Below are 17,055 nucleotides of genomic sequence, written 5' to 3'. Positions count from 1 at the left end.
ACCCCTGATGCCGAACCGAGTCCACCCGCACCACCGGCGCGTGCGCCGCGAGACCTCCTTGGAGCCGACACCGTGACTGCCGACTCGCCCCAGACGGGCCTCACCTACGCCGCCGCGGGCGTCGACACCGAGGCCGGTGACAAGGCCGTCGAGCTCATGAAGGACGCCGTGCGCCGCACCCACGGGCCGCAGGTGCTCGGTGGCGTCGGTGGCTTCGCGGGTCTCTACGACTTCTCCGAGGTCGCGACCTACCGCCGCCCCCTGCTCGCGACGTCGACCGACGGCGTGGGGACCAAGGTCGCGATCGCCCAGGCGCTCGACGTCCACGACACCATCGGGTTCGACCTCGTCGGCATGGTCGTGGACGACATCGTCGTGGTGGGCGCCAAGCCGCTGTTCATGACGGACTACATCGCGTGCGGCAAGGTCGTGCCCGAGCGCATCGCGGGCATCGTCCGCGGCATCGCCGCGGCCTGCGAGGTGGCGGGCACCGCGCTCGTGGGCGGCGAGACCGCGGAGCACCCTGGTCTGCTCGGCGCGGACGAGTACGACGTCGCCGGCGCGGCGACGGGCGTCGTCGAGGCCGACAGGCTGCTCGGCCCCGAGCGCGTCCGCGAGGGCGACGTGCTCGTCGCGATGGCCTCGTCGGGCCTGCACTCGAACGGGTACTCGCTCGTGCGCGCCGTGCTCAAGCACGCGGGCTGGGGCCTCGAGCGGCACGTGGACGAGCTCGGGCGCACGGTCGGCGAGGAGCTCCTGGAGCCCACGCGCGTGTACGCGAGCGACTGCCTCGCGCTGGCCGCCGACGACGCCGCGCAGGTCCACGCGTTCACGCACGTCACCGGCGGCGGGCTCGCCGCCAACCTCGCGCGCGTGCTGCCCGCCGGGCTCGTCGGCGTCGTGGACCGCGCGAGCTGGGACGTCCCGCCGGTCTTCCGCCTCGTGCGCGAGCTGGGTGGCGTGCCGCGCGGCGACCTCGAGAACACGCTCAACCTCGGCGTCGGCATGGTCGCGGTCGTCGGCGCCGACGGCGTCGACGCCGCGCTCGCCCGCTGCGCCGCGCTCGGCGTCCCCGCCTGGGTGCTCGGCGCGGTCGAGGCCTTCGACCCGGCTGCTGCCCAGGACGTCGCGGACGGCGACCTCGTCGCCGGCACCAAGGGTGTCCAGGCGGGCGCCGTGCGCCTCGTCGGCGACTACCGCGCCTGAGCTCCGCTCTCCCCGGGCGGGTCCGGCACCTGTCTACCCGCTCGGGGATGTCGTTCCGCGCCGGGTCGCGACGACGTCAGGGCATGACGACGGCCACGGTGCGGAGACCTCGGGGCGGGGCGCTGGTCCGGTGCGCGAGAGCGCGCGGGTCACGAACGACGACCGCGCCGTCGCCTACCGAGGGCAGGGGACGGCGCGGTCGAGGTCGAGACGCTTCCGCGCGAGATCGCGGAGAGGAAGGAGGTCGACGACCGTCAGCGGTCGTCGGACCAGTCGTTGTAGCGCTGGTCGTAGCGCTCGAGGTCGTCCGACGACTCGGCGCCGAAGCGCGAGTCCGTCACGACATCCGTGTGGCTGTGACCGGTGAGCTCTTGCTCGAGCGCACTGTAGTTCGTCTCGGGGCTGTAGTACTTCAGCGCGCGAGCGACCTTGGTCTGCTTTGCCTTCTGACGGCCGCGGCCCATGGCTCCGACCCCCTCAACGTAGAAGCGGGGCGGCTACGTGCTCAGACGTGCGGCCCCGGGGTGTAGTTTCGTCTGTTCAGGGTCCAACGGTACATGCTCAGGGCCTATTCCATCCACTCAGAGGACCGCGACGGGCTGCGGACGTGCCCACCGTCACAGAGTCTCCACGAGCGGGGGTACGTGCCCGCGTCCGGAGGGGCCCTGCGCGTGGTCGAGGAGCCCGGGCCTCGCACGGCTCGTAAGCCGCACGAGCGCCTATCCGGCCGATCCGACCATAGGCGGCCTAATTCACCCGTCCGTCAAGTCGCCCGAAATCCGCATGCTGCGACAATGGAGGGTACTGGCGTCGTGCTGTCGTCGTGATCCGGGGTATCTGCCGGACCAGCGCGTACCAGGAGGAGGTGTCGTGATGTCCATGCACGGAGAGTCCGAGGTTCTGCTCACGCCCGCCGAGGTCGCCAGCCTGTTCCGCGTCGACCCCAAGACGGTCACCCGCTGGGCGAAGGCGGGCAAGCTCTCGTCGATCCGCACGCTCGGGGGGCACCGCCGCTACCGCGAGTCCGAGGTCCGGGCGCTGCTCGGCGCCGCCAGCGAGCCCGCGGAGGGCACCGACAAGTCCTGAGCCGTCCTCGCGCCTGCGCCGCCGGCACGGCCGGCGCGACGGACACGGCACGGCACGTCCTGACGGGTTCGACCTGGAGGACGTGCAGGGAAGTGCGCTAGGAGCGCCGCCGCAGGATCGCCGCGGCGACGAGCGCGACACCGGCCACGACGGCACCCAGCAGCAGCTTGACGTTGCGCGAGCGGTCTGGGTCCTCCTCGGGCAGCCCGCCTCCCGTGAGGAACGCCCCCGTGTCGGTCGCGGCCTGCTTGGCCTGCTGCGCCGCCTGCTTGGCCTGGACGCGCGGGTCCAGGCGCGTCGTGAGCTCGTCGATCGTCCCTGCGAGCTCGGCGCGCGTGCGGGCGATCTCGTCCTCGAGCTGGGACTGGGTCAGCGGGGGCACCGGGGCCCCGTCGGTTCCGCTCACGGGCGCAGCCCTTCCTTGATGGTCGCGACGTCTTCCTTGATGCTGTCGACCGCCCCGGTCGGGGTCGGAGGGACGCCTCGCTGGAGCTGCTTGACGCCGACGAACGCGAGCGTACCGGCGACGAGCACGAGCACCAGGCCGACGATCAGCGCGGCGAGCCACAGCGGCATCACGGTCGCCAGGCCCTCCATGGCGGAGTGGAAGAGGAAGCCGATGCCGTAGAGGACGAGCACCCCGCCCACCACGAGGAGCCCGATGCCGATGCCGGCGTGCTTGGCCTTCGTCGTGAGCTCGGCCTTCGCGAGCGCGATCTCGGACCGGACGAGGCGGGTCGCCTGCTCGGACAGCCGCTCGACGAGCTGCCCGACCGTCGGCTTCTGCTCCTCGGGCGGGATGCGCCCGTCGATCCAGTCGCTCATCTCTCCGCCTTTCCGCAGGTGACCCCACCACTCAACCGGCACCCGGGTCGGTGCGCAACTTCCCGAGGGCCTGCGGCGCACGCGGGGGGAGGGGCGCACCACGTCGTCGGTGGGATGCAGAAGACCCCCGCCCGGATCCCGGGCGAGGGTCTCTTCGGTGGCTCCGACCGGCGTCGATCCGGTGACCTTTCGATTTTCAGTCGAACGCTCTACCAACTGAGCTACAGAGCCATGGGGGAAGAGCCCGGCCGGCCGATGCCGACCGGGCTCTTCGCCTCACGCGACCCTGACGGGACTTGAACCCGCGACCTCCGCCGTGACAGGGCGGCGCGCTAACCAACTGCGCTACAGGGCCTTGCTGTTCTTTCGCGAGACACACCCTAACACCAGGGGACCCGGTGGTTTTCACCAGTGAACCTGGTGGTGTGGTGGCCCGCTTTCGAACCGAGAGGATCGTACCGTACCGAGGAGCCGATTCGTAAATCCGCTGGTAGCCACCGCTCCCGGTGCGATCACGCGTACCCCCAACGGGATTCGAACCCGTGCTACCGCCGTGAAAGGGCGGGGTCCTAGGCCGCTAGACGATGGGGGCTCAGGAACGTGCGCCAGTGTACAGCGGCGCGACCGTGACCTCCCGGTCGGAACGTGGCGGCCTCCTCGGCCGGGTCTCCCGGTGGCCGGCGCCGCCGAGGGTGCCGCCGACAGGGGAGGATGGTCGCGTGGTGGAGATGACGCGGGCCGAGTTCGAGGACGCCGTGCGCGACGGGCTGGACCTCGTCCCGCCGGACCTCGCGGCGCAGATGGACAACGTGGTGGTGCTCGTCGAGGACGACGCGCCCGCCGACGACCCCGAGCTCCTCGGTCTCTACGAGGGGGTGCCCCTCACGGAGCGCGACCACATGTGGGCGGCGGGGGCGCTGCCCGACCGCATCACGATCTTCCGCAACCCCACGCTCGCGATCTGCGAGACGCGCGAGGACGTGGTCGAGGAGGTCGCGGTGACGGTCGTCCACGAGATCGCGCACCACTTCGGCATCGACGACGACCGCCTGCACGAGCTCGGCTGGGACTGAGGTCGCGCGGCGCGCGGGCGCCGATCGCTACGATCGGGTGGTGACGACGAGCGCCGCGAGCGACCCCCGGCACGACGGCGCGCACGACCACGAGGCGGTCGCGCGGCTGCTCCACGCGCTCGCCGACCCGAGCCGGCTCGCGATCGTGCACCTGCTGACGGGCGCCGAGCGACGCGTCGTCGACGTCACGCGCGAGCTCGGGCTCGCCCAGTCGACGGTCTCCGCGCACCTGACGACCCTGCGCGACGTGGGCGTCGTCGCCGTGCGGCGCGAGGGGCGCTCGTCCTGGTACCGCCTCGTCCGGCCCGAGGTGGCGCACCTCCTCGCCGACGCCGAGCACGTCGCGCTCGCTCCCTGACCCCACCTCGTCCCCGGCGCCCTCGGTGGGTGCCGCCGTGCGACGGAGCAGGGCTGGTATTCATCGCTGGTGACCGATATCATCGCCAATGAACGATGAATAGGAGGGGTGATGGGAGCCGGTCACGACCACGGTGCGGGGGACGTCGCCGCGCCCGACCACCGCGCACGGCTCGCGGTCGCGTTCGGGATCACCGCGACGATCCTCGTCGCGCAGGCCGTCGGCGCGGTCCTCACGGGGAGCCTCGCGCTCCTCACGGACACGGCGCACATGCTCACCGACGCGACGGGGCTCGCCGTGGCGCTCGTCGCGGCGTCGCTCGTGCTCCGGCCCGCGACCAAGCGCCGCACCTGGGGCTTTCGCCGCGTCGAGGTGCTCGCGGCGCTGGCGCAGGCGACGCTCCTCCTCGCCGTGGGCGCGTACGCCGTCGTGGAGGGCGTCCGGCGCCTCTTCTCCCCGCCGGAGGTCCCCTCGTCGGAGCTGCTGGTCTTCGGGATCGTCGGCCTGGTCGGGAACGTCGTCGCGATCGCCGTCCTCGCGTCCGGGCGCCGGGCGAACCTCAACCTGCGTGCGGCGTTCCTGGAGGTCGTCAACGACGCGCTGGGCTCGGTCGGGGTGATCGTGGCCGCCGTCGTCATCGCGACGACCGGGTACCAGCAGGCGGACGCGATCGCCGGCCTGTTCATCGCGGTGCTCATCGTGCCCCGCGCCTTCCGGCTCCTGCGCGAGGCGACCGCGGTCCTCATGGAGTTCACGCCCGCGGGGCTCGACCTCGACGACGTCCGGGCGCACATCCTCTCGCTCGACCACGTCGAGGACGTGCACGACCTCCACGCGTCGACCGTCGCGACCGGCCTGCCGACCATCTCGGCGCACGTCGTGGTCGACGACGCGTGCTTCCGGGACGGGCACGCGCTCGAGATCACGGAGCGCGTCCGTTCGTGCGTCGCGCACCACTTCCCGGTGTCCGTGGAGCACTCGACGTTCCAGCTCGAGACGGCCACACTCCGCGACCGCGAGGCGCACGGTCACGCGTAGGAGCGCACGGCGGGCGAGCCGTGCGGCCCCACTAGGGTGGGTGCCATGACGATCCTCGTGACCGGCGGAGCCGGGTACATCGGCGCGCACGTGGTGCGCCTCCTGCAAGAGCGCGGCGAGAAGGTGGTCGTGGTCGACGACCTCAGCACCGGTCGCGCGGCCCGGGTCGGCGACGCGACGCTCGTCGAGGTCGACGTGGCGTCCCCGGAGGCTGTGGACGTCCTGACGCGCGCCCTCACCGAGCACGACGTGCGTGCGGTGATCCACTTCGCGGCGCGCAAGCAGGTGGGGGAGTCGGTCGAGAAGCCCGCGTGGTACTACCAGCAGAACGTCGGCGGGTTCACGAACCTCGTCACGGCGATGCAGGCGGCCGGCGTCGACCGCCTCGTGTTCTCGTCCTCGGCGGCGACCTACGGGATGCCGTCGGTCTCGCTCGTCGAGGAGAAGCTGCACGCCGAGCCGATCAACCCGTACGGCGAGACCAAGCTCGTCGGCGAGTGGCTGGGCCGCGCGGCCGGTCGCGCGTGGGGCCTGCGGTTCGTCGCGCTGCGCTACTTCAACGTGGCCGGCGCGGGCTGGCCGGAGCTCGGCGACCCCGCCGTGCTGAACCTCGTGCCCATGGTGCTCGACCGCCTGGAGCGCGGCGAGCAGCCCAAGATCTTCGGCGACGACTACCCGACGCCGGACGGCACGTGCATCCGTGACTACATCCACGTCCTGGACCTCGCGCACGCGCACCTCGCGGCGCTCGGGTACCTCGACGTCGAGGAGCGCCCGTTCGACGTGTTCAACGTCGGGACGGGGCAGGGGTCGTCGGTGCGGGAGGTGATCGACGAGATCGGGCGCGTGAGCGGGCTCGACGTCACGCCGGAGGTCCTGCCGCGGCGTGCGGGCGACCCGCCGCAGCTCGTCGGCGACCCGCGCCGGATCAACGAGCTCTTCGGCTGGACCGCGACGAACGGGCTGCCCGAGATCATCGCGTCGGCCTGGGAGGCCTGGCAGGCGGGCCCGCGGCGCATCGAGGTCGCGGCACCCGACGGCGCGGAGGACGCTCCCGAGGTGTGAGTTTGCGCGTCTCGTGCGACCCTACATTCCTCAGCATGCTGAGGAATGACCGGGGAGGTGCCCCGGCGACGGGAGACGGGACCACCAGTGCGCGACGAGAGCGACCCGGCACGGCTGTACGACCTGACCGCCGCGCGCACGAGCCGGGTCGTGCTCGCGTCCTACTCGACCTCGTTCGGGCTGGGCGCGCGCCTGCTCGACGCGCCGACACGCGACGGGATCGACGCCGTCTACGGCCTCGTCCGCATCGCCGACGAGGTCGTGGACACGCGCCGCGGCGACGGCGCGGCCGATCTCCTCGACGAGCTGGAGACCGAGGTGGCGCGCGCGCTCGACCGCGGGTGGTCGACCAACCTCGTCGTGCACTCGTTCGCGCTGACCGCCCGCCGGTGCGGCATCGGCCACGGCGAGGTCGACCCCTTCTTCGCGTCGATGCGCACGGACCTCACGGTGCGCGTGCACGACCGCGAGAGCTACGAGCGGTACGTGTACGGCTCGGCCGAGGTCGTGGGCCTCATGTGCCTCGCGGTCTTCCTCAACGCGCGCCGCCGCGCCGGCGAGCCGCCCCGGGTCGCGGACCCGGTCCTCGTCCGCGGGGCGCGGGCGCTCGGCGCCGCGTTCCAGAAGATCAACTTCCTGCGCGACCTGCGCACCGACCACGACGAGCTCGGGCGCGCCTACCTGCCCGGCGTCGTCCCGGGGCGGCTGCGCCGTCGCGACGTCGAGGCGTTCTGCCACGAGGTCGACGAGGACCTCGCCGCGGCGCGCGCGGCGCTCCCAGGGCTCCCGGTGCGGCCGCGGATCGCCGTCGCGGCGACGGTCGCGGTCTACGAGCGGCTCCTCGCCCGCCTCGCGGCGACGCCTCCGGAGGACATCCTGCGGGCGCGCGTGCGCGTCCCCGACACCGTCAAGGTCGCGCTCGCGGCCCGCGCCGCCGGCGGACAGCTCCTCGGCCAGGTGGCGTCCGGCCGGTCCCCGCGCCCGCGGAAGGTGCTCGCGTGAGGGCACCCCGCGTCGTCGTCGTCGGGGGCGGGATCTCGGGGCTGGCCACCGCCGCGCTGCTCGCGCGCGGGGGTGCGACCGTCACGCTGCTGGAGCGGCACGAGGACCTGGGCGGCCGGGCGGGCACGCTCGAGCTGGACGGGTTCCGCTTCGACACCGGCCCGTCCTGGTACTTCATGCCGGAGGTGTTCGAGCACTTCTTCGCGCTCCTCGGCGCGCGCGTCGACGACCACCTCGACCTCGTCCCGCTCGACCCGGCGTACCGCGTGTTCTTCGAGCCCGACGACCCGGGCGGTGCGCCGTCCACGTTCGAGCTCTCGGCGAGCCCGGGCGTGAACCGTGCCCGGTTCGACGCGATCGAGCCCGGGGCGGGCGACCGCGTGGCCGCGTACGCGGCCGAGGCGAGCGAGGCGTACGGGCTCGCGCTCGACCACTTCCTCTACACCACGTTCGAGCGGCCCGACCGCGCGCTCGCCCCGCAGGTGCTGCGCCGTCTCCCGCGCCTCGCGGCGCTGCTGCGCGCGTCGCTCGCGGACCGCGCCGCGCGCGCCGTGGAGGACCCTCGGCTGCGACAGCTCCTCGGGTACCACGCCGTCTTCCTCGGCTCCTCGCCCTACCGCGCCCCCGCCCTGTACTCGCTCATGAGCCACCTCGACCTGGTCGACGGCGTGCAGTACCCGCGCGGCGGCATGCACACGCTGATCGAGGCCGTGGCCCGCCTCGCCCGCGAGGAGGGCGCGGAGCTTCGGACGGATGCCGACGTCTCCGGGATCGAGGTGGTCCCCGGTGCCCGACGGCGCGGGCGCGTCACGGGCGTCCGCCTCGCCTCGGGGGAGGTGGTCGCGGCGGACGTCGTCGTCTCGGCCGCGGACCGGCACCACACCGAGACCGCCCTCCTGGACCCGGCGTGGGCCGACCTGCCCGCCGCGTCGTGGGAGGACAAGGGGCCGGGGATCTCGGCTCTGCTCGTGCTCGCGGGGGTGCGGGGCGAGCTGCCCGAGCTCGCGCACCACTCCCTCTTCTTCACGCGCGACTGGCCCGCGAACTTCGACGCAGTGCTCGGCACCGACCGGCGCAGCGACCCCGCGGGGCTGCGCGTCCCCGACCCCGCGTCGCTCTACGTGTCGCGTACGTCCGCGACCGACGGGCCCTCGTCGGACGCGCCCGCCGCCCCGCCGGGGCACGAGAACCTCTTCCTCCTCGTCCCGTTCCCCGCCGACCCGGCGCTCGGCGGCGACGCCGCGTCGCGCCGCACGCTCGACGCGCTCGCGGACCGCTACCTCGCCCAGGTGGGCCGATGGGCGGGCGTCGCGGACCTCCCGGGCCGGGTCGTCACGCGGCGCGTGCTCGGGCCCGCCCACTTCGCGACCGAGCTCTCGTCGTGGCGCGGCGGCGCGCTCGGCATGGAGCACACGCTCCGGCAGTCCGCCCTGTGGCGGCCCGGCACCGCGTCCCGCCGTGTCGACGGGCTCTACCACGCGGGCGGTGGCACGATCCCGGGAGTGGGACTGCCGATGTGCCTCATCAGCGCCGAGCTCGTCGCGAAGCGCCTGCTCGGCGAGACGTCGTCGCGCCCGCTGCCGACGCCGCTGCGCCCCGGCTTCCTCGCGGCGAGCCGACGGCCCGAGCGGGTCCGGCCGTCTGGTGCGCGACCGGTCGAGGTCCGCCGGTGACGGGTCTGGTCTACCTCGGGGCGCTCGCGGTCTCGCTCGCCGGCCTCGCGGTGCTCGACCGGCGCTTCCGCCTCGCGTTCTGGGCGGACCCGCGTCGCGCCGCGCTCACGGTGGGGCTCGGCGTCGTGGCGTTCCTCCTCTGGGACGCCGCGGGGCTCGTGCTCGGCATCTTCGCGCGCGGGGAGAGCCCGTGGATGACGGGTCTCCTGCTCGCGCCCGACCTCCCCGTCGAGGAGGCGGTCTTCCTGACCCTCCTGTGCTACACCGCGCTGCTCGTGTGGCGCGGCGCCGAGCGCGCGCTCGCCGCACGACGGAGCCGGGCGGAGGACGGCGCGTGACGAACCTCGTGCTCAACGTGACCGTCCTGGCGGTCCTCGTCGCCGTGTCGTGGCGCGTGCTGCGGCGCCTGCGGCCCGGCCCGCTCGTGGTGACGGCCGTCGTGCTGTGCGTGCTCACGCTCGTGTTCGACACGCTCATGATCGCCGCCGACCTCTACGTCTACGACCCGGACAAGATCCTCGGCGTCTACCTCTGGGGCGCGCCGCTCGAGGACTTCGCCTACGCGCTCGCCGCCGCGCTGGCGATGCCGGTGCTGTGGACGGTGCTCGGGTCGCGCGGCCGCGCCGCCCGTGACCGCCGACCGGACGAGGAGGCCCGGTGAAGGACGTGCTGGCCGCGTCCCGGCCCTTCTCGTGGATCAACACGGCCTACCCGTTCGCGGCGGGCTACCTCGTCGCGACCGGGGGCCGGGTCGACCTCGCGCTCGTCGTCGGGACGCTGTACTTCCTGGTCCCGTACAACCTGCTCATGTACGGCGTGAACGACGTCTTCGACTACGCCAGCGACCTGCGCAACCCACGCAAGGGCGGGATCGAGGGGGCCCTCGCGGACCCCGCGACGGCGCGCGTGACGCACCGGCGCGTCCTGCGCGCGTGCGTGGCGACCAACGTGCCGTTCCTCGTCGCCCTCGTGCTCCTCGGCGACCCGCTCGCCGGGCTGGTCCTCGCCCTCGTCGTGCTCGGCGTCGTCGCCTACTCCGCCCCGGGGCTGCGGTTCAAGGAGCGCCCGTTCCTCGACTCGTTCACGTCGGCGATGCACTTCGCCGGGCCGCTGCTGTACGCGCTCGTCCTCGTCGACGCGGACCTGTCGGCGCGCTCGGTGTGGCCCGTGCTCGTGGGCTTCGTCCTGTGGGGCATGGCGTCGCACGCGTTCGGCGCCGTGCAGGACGTGCGCGCGGACCGGGAGGGTGGCATCGCGTCCGTCGCGACGGCGGTCGGCGCGCACGCGACCGTGCTCGGCGCGGCGGCGGCCTACGTCGCGGCCGCGGCCGTCCTCGCCGTCCTGCCCTGGCCCGGCGTCCTCGCCGCGCTCCTGCCGCTCCCGTACGCCGCCAACGTGCTGCGGTTCCGCGACGTGCGCGACGACGACTGCGAGCGCGCGAACGCCGGCTGGCGCACGTTCCTGTGGCTCAACCTCGTGACGGGCTTCCTCGTGACGATGCTGCTCGTCGCGACGGCGCTCGCCTGACCCGCGGCGGGACCCGACGGGCGGCGGTCGGCGGCGGCGTCGCCGTCCGGGGACGACGACGGCCCCGGTCCGCGAGGTCGTCGCGGCGCCGGGGCCGTGGTCGGGGGAGCGGGAGCCTCAGGAGAGGTCGCCGTACTCCCAGTGCCAGGGCTCGTTCTTCGAGCCGCCGGCGCGTGCCCACTCGGGGTTGTCCCAGCCGTAGGCAGGTGCGTTGGCGCGCATCCACTCGTACTGCGCGGTGCCGTACCCCTGGATGCCGCCGCCGAGGTCGAGCGCGAGCGCCCAGCCGTGGTTCGACATGCCGGGGGGTGCCGCGAAGTAGCCGCGCGACGCCTTGACGGCGACCTGCGAGGCGTAGGAGCGGTAGGAGTCCGTCACGGAGAGATTCACGCCGAACGTCTCGACGAACTTCTGGTTGAGCGCCTCGATCTGGTGCGCGGCGTCGCAGCGGAGCTGCTCGCCCGGCGCGAACGACAGCTCGCACAGCGCGCTCGCGGGGATCTGCCCGTTGCCGAAGCCGGCCGTGGACGCGGCCCACTGGTCGAGCTGGGCCGCGACCTCCGCGGCCGACGGCGGACCGGGCACGACCTGGACGGTCACGCCCGAGCCGGCCGCGTCGAGCAGCGTGGCGAGCTCGGCCGTCAGCGCGGCGATCTCCTCGGTGGACCCCGCGGGCGCCGGCGTCTCGGCGGCGTCGGTGGCGGCGTCCGTCGCCGTCCCGGTGGTGAGGTCGGGCGACGCGGTCGCCGAGTCGGCAGCCGCGGCGTCCTCCTCGGGGGACTCGGTCGAGGTGTCAGCGCTCGTCGCGGCGTCGTGCGCCGCCGCCGTCCCCGCCTCGTCCGAGGACTCGTCCGACGCCGTGGCCAGGTCCGGCACGGTCGGCTCGAGCGTCGGGAGGGCGGCGAGGTCCTCGAGGGACGTGCGGGCCGAGGACCGGCTCGCACGGTCGGAGCCGCGCTCGGCGAGGTGCGGCACGCTCGCTTCGAGGGTGTCGGACGCGGTCAGCAGCGCGTCGCCCTCGGTGTCGACCGCGGCGTTGTCGTCGGCAGCCTCGTCGTCGGCGGTGTCGGCCGCCGTGTCGTCCGCGGTCCCGCCCAGCCCGGAGTCGGCGAGCGCGGGCAGGCCGGCGAACGCCGACGAGCCGTCGGTCGGGGAGGCCGCGGTGACGGCCGTGCTGAGCCGGGTGCGCGCGTCCTCGATCTGGGCGATCTGCTCGGGAGTCAGCCCGGCGGCGCCCTCCCCGGTGAGGAACTGTGCCCGCACGAGGGCGTCGCCCGCCGCGTCGACGGTGGCGGGGTCGGCCGCGATCGCCCCCAGGGCCACGGGCGTCGTGCCGGCAGGGGTCGACGTGGTCGGTGCCGCGGACGAGGAGTCGGCGGGCACAGCCGCCGACGGCGCACCGCCGTCGGCGAAGGCGGCCGCGGCGGTGCTCGCGGTGAGCGCGACGGCCGCCACGGCGGCGCCGGTCCCGAGGGTCCGGCGGCGCCGGGGCGCGACGCGGGCAGCGTCGTGCGCGCCGCGGCGTGCGGCGGAGGCGAGGGCTGCGGGGAGCGAGGCCCGGCTCGCGGTGTGGCGGCCCATCTAGCGCGCCTCGCCGGGGGCGGCGAGGCGCGCGCCGGTGGTGCTGGTCGTGTGCGGTGCGGTGCTCTGGTGCGGTGCAGTGGTCAAGCGAACGATCCGATCATCGGGCCGTGGTCGCGGGCGGTCGAACGCGGGAGCGCTCCCATCCCTGGTGCACCTGCGCAGGACGGAGCGCTGGGTGACCACGACGGCGTGCGGTCGGGGCGGGGCGCGTGCGCCCTCTCACCACGACGCCGGCTGGTCTGGTCGCAGGGTGGACCACGGAGACCGGTCGGCTGTTCCATCTTCAACTAGACAGGTGTCCAGCGGGGCGCCCTGACGGGGGGAAGCCTCGGGAATGGGGTGCCGACCGTGTGGTCAGGATGTGAAGAGGGTACGTGTCACCCGTCCCGCGTCCCGCGTGACCGCCGACCCGACCAGTGTGCCGAGCGCGATCCCGAACACGGCGACGACCGCGTTCGCGATCTCCTGGGCCGCCTCCGGGCCGCCGTTCACCAGGTCGGAGAGGCCCAGCAGGCTGAGCGCCCCGGGCACGAGGAGCCAGAACGCCGGGAGGGTCGTGACGGCGGCGGGCGGCCCGTGCGGCGTCCGCTCCACGAGCGCGGCGAGCGGAGCGATGACGAGGGCGCCCACGAACCCCGCGAGCGGTGCCGCGGCGAGCGCCCCGGCGAGCTGCGCCGCGTACGCGCCGAGCAGGACGAGCAGCACCCAGGGCAGCGAGCCGCGCGGCGACGAGGCGAAGTACATCTGCCCGAGCCCGACGGCGAGGATCCCCACCCACGGCGCCCACCACCCGAGCTGGTCCGCGGCGGGGGCGGCGACGAGCGGACCCGCGACCGCCGCGCCCGCGACGACCCCGAACACGAGCAGCAGGAGCTGCGCGACCCCGTACACGAGCCGGCTCGCGCCGGCGACGATCTGGTTGCTCGTCAGCTCGATCGCGGCCACCGTGAGCACCGAGCCGGGCAGGAACGAGACGAGGGGCGGCACGAGCACGCTCAGCGGGTCGTCGCCCAGCCAGGGGTGGACGACGTCGACCGCCAGGAGCGTCACGACGAACGCCGCGACGACGGGCAGGGCGGTGGCGAGCGTCGGCCACCGGGTCCCGAGCCAGCGCAGTGCGCCGACGAGGATCCCGAGCGCGAGGTAGACCGGCAGGAGCCGGGCGGTCGGGTTGAGCACGAGGCCGAACCCGATCGTGAGCAGCCCGTGGCCGACGATCGTGAGGACCGCGCCGAACCGCGGCGGGCGCTCGACGATCGCGCGCAGCTCGGCGCGGGCCTCGGCGAGCGGGACGTCGGTCGTGCGCAGGCGGTGCACGAGGGTCGTGAGCGCCCCGATCTGGTCGAGGTTGAGTCCGCTCGCGGCGGCGGCCGCGAAGTCGGCGACCGTGCCACCCGCGGTGCTGACCCGGACGAAGACGCCGGTCGGGAGGACGAGCGTGCCGACGGTCGACGCGCCCGAGCGCCGCGCGACGGCCTCCAGGTCGTCCCCGACGTCCGTCACGGAGCGCCCGGAGTCGAGCAGCGCGGTCCCGAGCTCGCGCAGAAGAGGGACGAGGTCGGGCGACACCTCGGGCGGCTCGGGATCGACCGCGGGGGGCGGCTCGTCGCCCAGCGCGCGCAGCACGCGTCGCACGACGGACGGAGCGCGTCGCACGTCCTCGAGCCAGCTCGTCGTCCGCCGGCGGGTCAGGGCGGGTCCTCGGTGCTCGCGGCGACGAGCGCGAGCAGGGCGCGCGCGTAGGCGTCGGCCGCGTCCGTCCCGGCGAACGTCGCGAGGTCGTCGAGCACCTCGGTGCGCACGACGTACCCGGCCGCCGACCGTTCCAGCGCGCGGAAGGTGCCCCCGAGCAGCTCGCGGAGCTGCTCCTCGAGCGGGTGCCAGAGCGCGTCCTCGAGCGCGACCGAGTCGAGCGCCCACTCGGTGGTCCCGTTGAAGCCGAGCACGACGCCGGTGTCGAACTCGTGCGGCTCGATCGTCATGTCGCTCACGGTGAAGACGTCGCCGTCGCCGCCCGTGGCGAGGAGGCGGAAGCGGTCGCCCGACGCCGGGGACCACCGCACGCCCGCGTCGCGCAGCGCGAGCGCGAGCTCCCACGAGATCATGCCTGCCACGGTAGGCCCGGCCCGCGCGGCCCGCGCGTCGGCCGTCGTCCCGACCCGCGGGACGATCCGTCCCGCGCCCGCGCAGGTTCACGACCCGGAAACACCTGCCACGTTCACTCGTCCCATGACCTACGACGTCCCCGAGGGCGAGCGGCGGACCGGCGGCGACCCCGCCCGTGCCCTGCCCCCGACCCCGCGTGCCCGTGCCGACCACCGTCCGCTCATCACCCCCGCCGCCGGGCCGGTGACCGTCGCGATCGAGCGGAGGGTCCTGCCCGAGAACGTCCCCGCGGTCACGCGCTGGGTGCAGACCGGTGTCAACCTCGCCAACCGCTACCCCGGGTTCCTCGGCTCCGGCTGGGTGCGTGCGTCCGCCGGGTCGCACGACTGGCACATGCTCTACCGCTTCGCCGACGCCACCACGCTCGACGCGTGGGAGACGTCGCCGGACCGGGTCCGCTGGCTCGCGCAGGGCCGCGACCTCGTCGAGGAGACGCGGGTCGAGCGGCGCACGGGCATCGAGGGCTGGTTCGACGCCCCGACGTCGACCGCGCCACCGGCGAGCGCGGCGGCGCCGCCGCGCTGGAAGCAGTCGGTGAGCATCTGGCTCGGGTTCTTCCCGGTCAACCTCGCGTTCACGCTGCTCGTCGGGAGCCTGGTCCCGGCCTGGGACGCGGTGCCGGTCGTCCCGCGCGTGCTCGCCACCACGCTCGTCCTCACGCCCGTCATGACCTACCTCGTGCTGCCGCGCGTGACGCGGCTGCTCGCCCCGTGGCTCGCCCGCCCACCACGGGGCGGGGAGCGTCGCTCCCGTCCCGCGGCCCGGAGGTGACCACCCGGAGCCCTGCCTAGCCTGGGGGGATGGACACCGAGATCGAGAACACGACCGACGTCCTCGTCACCCTCGGTGCGGTCGCGGCGGGCGTCCTGCTGGCGTTCGTCCTGGGGACGGTGATCTCCGCGGTGGTCCGCCGGGCGGGCCGGCGCAGCGAGCTCGCCCGCGACCTCTCGCGGCGGCTGCGCCGGCCGGACCGGGCGGTGCTCACCGTCGTCGCGGTGTGGATCGCGGTCCGCCTGACGACGGACGCGTCCACGCCGTGGCGCCCCGCGGTCGAGCACCTCCTGCTCATCGCGCTCATCGTCGTCGGCGCGTGGTGGGTGGGCGCGATCGCGTTCGTGCTCGAGGACTCCGCGCTCCAGCGCTACCGCATGGACACCGCGGACAACCGGCACGCGCGCCGCGTCCGTACCCAGATCACGGTGCTGCGCCGACTGACCGTGGCGGTGATCGTCGTGTGCGCGGTCGCGGGCATCCTGCTCACCTTCCCGGCGGCGCGCGCCGCCGGGGCGAGCCTGCTCGCGTCGGCGGGGCTCATCTCGATCGTCGCGGGCCTCGCGGCGCAGACGTCGCTCGCGAACGTGTTCGCGGGCATGCAGATCGCGTTCACCGACGCGATCCGCGTGGACGACGTCGTGGTCCTCGAGGGCGAGTGGGGCCGGATCGAGGAGATCACCATGACGTACGTCGTGGTGCACCTCTGGGACGACCGCCGCCTCATCATGCCGTCCACGTACTTCACGACGACGCCGTTCCAGAACTGGACCCGCCGCGCCGCCGACCTGCTGGGGACCGTCGAGCTCGACCTCGACTTCGAGGTGCCGGTGGGCCCGATGCGGGCCGAGCTGCGGCGTCTGCTCGCGCTCACCGACCTGTGGGACGAGCGCGTCGGCATCCTCCAGGTGACCGACGCCGTCGGGGGCCTCGTGCGGGTCCGCGCCCTCGTGAGCGCGCACGACGCCCCGACGCTGTTCGACCTGCGGTGCTTCGTGCGCGAGGGCCTCGTCGACTGGCTCCAGCGCGCGGCGCCGCAAGGTCTGCCGCGCACACGGCTCGAACGGGCGGCGGACGCCGTCGACGTGGCCGACGACGGGTCGGTCGCCGCGGCGAGCGACGGCGCCCGAGGCGACGTGGCGGGCCCCGCCGAGGGCGGGGACGGAGCCCCCGTCGCCCCGGCGCGCCCGCCTCGCCTGCCCGCCGAGCGTGGCTCGCGGCGGGCCGACGCGCCCGTGGTCCTCGGGACGATCCGGCGCGCGGGGGCGGGCGCGGGCGCCGCGCCGAGCGAGGACCCGACGCGCCTCGTCGGGGTCGTGCCGGGCCCGGTGGGGCGACCGGACGAGCGGGACGTCGGCGCCCGCACCGGACACGACGCCGAGGTGCCGGGAGGGACCCGGCCGCTCCCCGTCGTCGGGCACGACGACGCGACGCCCGAGGCTGCGGAGTCCGCCTTCTTCAGCGGGACCCCCGAGGGGGAGGAGCGGTCGCGCGCGTTCGCGGGACCGGGCCAGGACGTCATCGAGGAGCGCGAGCGCACGGCCGAGCACGGCGCCGTACCCGACGAGGACACCACCGACGAGGCGAGATCGGGCGACCCCGCCGACGAGAAGGACGGCGTCCCCGGGGACGACGGGGACGGCGACCCGGGGGACGGCGACCGCCGCCCCCGAGGCTGAGG

General features: G+C 74.5%; 19 protein-coding genes and 3 tRNA genes. 13 read left to right on the top strand and 9 right to left on the bottom strand.

The genetic code is table 11. The annotated features are described in order from the left end of the window. Positions 1–72 precede the first annotated feature (72 nt). A complete protein-coding gene (purM, locus tag NF338_RS03325; RefSeq protein ID WP_264029487.1) occupies positions 73–1,206 on the top strand; it encodes a phosphoribosylformylglycinamidine cyclo-ligase in 1,134 nt (377 codons plus the stop codon). Positions 1,207–1,460: 254 nt separating this feature from the next. Here purM and NF338_RS03320 read toward each other — a convergent pair whose 3' ends face one another. Next, complete coding sequence (locus tag NF338_RS03320; RefSeq protein ID WP_047231363.1) at positions 1,461–1,670, bottom strand: DUF3073 domain-containing protein; 210 nt, start codon at positions 1,668–1,670, stop codon at positions 1,461–1,463. A 409-nt stretch (positions 1,671–2,079) separates the two neighbouring features. Here NF338_RS03320 and NF338_RS03315 point away from each other — a divergent pair, with 409 nt between their 5' ends. Beyond that, positions 2,080–2,292, top strand: coding sequence for a BldC family transcriptional regulator (locus tag NF338_RS03315; RefSeq protein WP_024839011.1), 213 nt, complete (start codon positions 2,080–2,082; stop codon positions 2,290–2,292). Between the two features lie 97 nt (positions 2,293–2,389). On the opposite strand, the gene NF338_RS03310 is transcribed toward NF338_RS03315, so the two are convergent. The 5 genes from NF338_RS03310 to NF338_RS03290 form a co-directional block, all read right to left on the bottom strand. Continuing rightward, complete coding sequence (locus NF338_RS03310) at positions 2,390–2,698, bottom strand: DUF3618 domain-containing protein (RefSeq protein ID WP_087471010.1); 309 nt, start codon at positions 2,696–2,698, stop codon at positions 2,390–2,392. After that, on the bottom strand, positions 2,695–3,117 hold the full coding sequence (locus tag NF338_RS03305) for a phage holin family protein (protein ID WP_087471011.1): 423 nt from the start codon (positions 3,115–3,117) through the stop codon (positions 2,695–2,697). The genes NF338_RS03310 and NF338_RS03305 overlap by 4 nt, the downstream gene beginning before the upstream one ends. A gap of 158 nt (positions 3,118–3,275) precedes the next feature. Next, positions 3,276–3,348: transfer RNA gene (locus NF338_RS03300), tRNA-Phe, on the bottom strand. Between the two features lie 50 nt (positions 3,349–3,398). Then, positions 3,399–3,472, bottom strand: a tRNA-Asp gene (locus NF338_RS03295). Between the two features lie 164 nt (positions 3,473–3,636). Beyond that, positions 3,637–3,709 (bottom strand) — tRNA-Glu (locus tag NF338_RS03290). A 136-nt stretch (positions 3,710–3,845) separates the two neighbouring features. On the opposite strand from NF338_RS03290, the gene NF338_RS03285 reads away from it, so the two are divergent. From NF338_RS03285 to NF338_RS03245, 9 genes are all read left to right on the top strand, one after another. Continuing rightward, on the top strand, positions 3,846–4,190 hold the full coding sequence (locus tag NF338_RS03285) for a metallopeptidase family protein (protein WP_087472743.1): 345 nt from the start codon (positions 3,846–3,848) through the stop codon (positions 4,188–4,190). A 40-nt stretch (positions 4,191–4,230) separates the two neighbouring features. Continuing rightward, positions 4,231–4,548 (top strand): ArsR/SmtB family transcription factor, encoded by a 318-nt coding sequence (locus NF338_RS03280; protein ID WP_264029486.1) that lies wholly within the window; start codon positions 4,231–4,233, stop codon positions 4,546–4,548. Positions 4,549–4,659: 111 nt separating this feature from the next. Then, positions 4,660–5,586 carry a cation diffusion facilitator family transporter gene (locus NF338_RS03275; RefSeq protein WP_264029485.1) on the top strand — a complete coding sequence of 309 codons (927 nt, stop codon included), beginning with the start codon at positions 4,660–4,662 and terminating at the stop codon, positions 5,584–5,586. A 45-nt stretch (positions 5,587–5,631) separates the two neighbouring features. Next, positions 5,632–6,651: a UDP-glucose 4-epimerase GalE gene (gene galE, locus NF338_RS03270; protein WP_264029484.1), complete on the top strand. Its 1,020-nt coding sequence runs from the start codon at positions 5,632–5,634 to the stop codon at positions 6,649–6,651. 87 nt (positions 6,652–6,738) lie between these two features. Continuing rightward, positions 6,739–7,653 (top strand): phytoene/squalene synthase family protein, encoded by a 915-nt coding sequence (locus NF338_RS03265; RefSeq protein WP_264029483.1) that lies wholly within the window; start codon positions 6,739–6,741, stop codon positions 7,651–7,653. After that, positions 7,650–9,326 carry a phytoene desaturase family protein gene (gene crtI / locus NF338_RS03260; protein ID WP_264029482.1) on the top strand — a complete coding sequence of 559 codons (1,677 nt, stop codon included), beginning with the start codon at positions 7,650–7,652 and terminating at the stop codon, positions 9,324–9,326. Before NF338_RS03265 ends, crtI begins: the two co-directional genes overlap by 4 nt. After that, complete coding sequence (locus tag NF338_RS03255) at positions 9,323–9,664, top strand: lycopene cyclase domain-containing protein (protein WP_264029481.1); 342 nt, start codon at positions 9,323–9,325, stop codon at positions 9,662–9,664. Before crtI ends, NF338_RS03255 begins: the two co-directional genes overlap by 4 nt. After that, positions 9,661–9,987 carry a lycopene cyclase domain-containing protein gene (locus tag NF338_RS03250; RefSeq protein ID WP_264029480.1) on the top strand — a complete coding sequence of 109 codons (327 nt, stop codon included), beginning with the start codon at positions 9,661–9,663 and terminating at the stop codon, positions 9,985–9,987. Before NF338_RS03255 ends, NF338_RS03250 begins: the two co-directional genes overlap by 4 nt. Next, on the top strand, positions 9,984–10,853 hold the full coding sequence (locus NF338_RS03245; RefSeq protein ID WP_264029479.1) for a prenyltransferase: 870 nt from the start codon (positions 9,984–9,986) through the stop codon (positions 10,851–10,853). Before NF338_RS03250 ends, NF338_RS03245 begins: the two co-directional genes overlap by 4 nt. Before the next feature lie 117 nt (positions 10,854–10,970). Here NF338_RS03245 and NF338_RS03240 read toward each other — a convergent pair whose 3' ends face one another. From NF338_RS03240 to NF338_RS03230, 3 genes are all read right to left on the bottom strand, one after another. Continuing rightward, positions 10,971–12,434 (bottom strand): D-alanyl-D-alanine carboxypeptidase family protein, encoded by a 1,464-nt coding sequence (locus NF338_RS03240; protein WP_264029478.1) that lies wholly within the window; start codon positions 12,432–12,434, stop codon positions 10,971–10,973. Between the two features lie 357 nt (positions 12,435–12,791). Beyond that, positions 12,792–14,093 (bottom strand): threonine/serine ThrE exporter family protein, encoded by a 1,302-nt coding sequence (locus NF338_RS03235; protein ID WP_264029477.1) that lies wholly within the window; start codon positions 14,091–14,093, stop codon positions 12,792–12,794. 32 nt (positions 14,094–14,125) lie between these two features. After that, positions 14,126–14,542 carry a pilus assembly protein CpaE gene (locus tag NF338_RS03230; RefSeq protein WP_264029476.1) on the bottom strand — a complete coding sequence of 139 codons (417 nt, stop codon included), beginning with the start codon at positions 14,540–14,542 and terminating at the stop codon, positions 14,126–14,128. 124 nt (positions 14,543–14,666) lie between these two features. On the opposite strand from NF338_RS03230, the gene NF338_RS03225 reads away from it, so the two are divergent. Next, on the top strand, positions 14,667–15,374 hold the full coding sequence (locus NF338_RS03225; RefSeq protein ID WP_264029475.1) for an antibiotic biosynthesis monooxygenase: 708 nt from the start codon (positions 14,667–14,669) through the stop codon (positions 15,372–15,374). Between the two features lie 29 nt (positions 15,375–15,403). Continuing rightward, entirely contained in the window at positions 15,404–17,053 is a 1,650-nt protein-coding gene (locus tag NF338_RS03220) for a mechanosensitive ion channel family protein (RefSeq protein ID WP_264029474.1), read from the top strand. Positions 17,054–17,055 lie beyond the last annotated feature (2 nt).

The sequence above is a fragment of the Cellulosimicrobium sp. SH8 genome (assembly GCF_025818875.1).
GTDB lineage: Bacteria > Actinomycetota > Actinomycetes > Actinomycetales > Cellulomonadaceae > Cellulosimicrobium > Cellulosimicrobium cellulans_D.
Note: the sequence above shows the minus strand (reverse complement) of the source record. Positions and strands in the feature narration are given on the sequence as shown.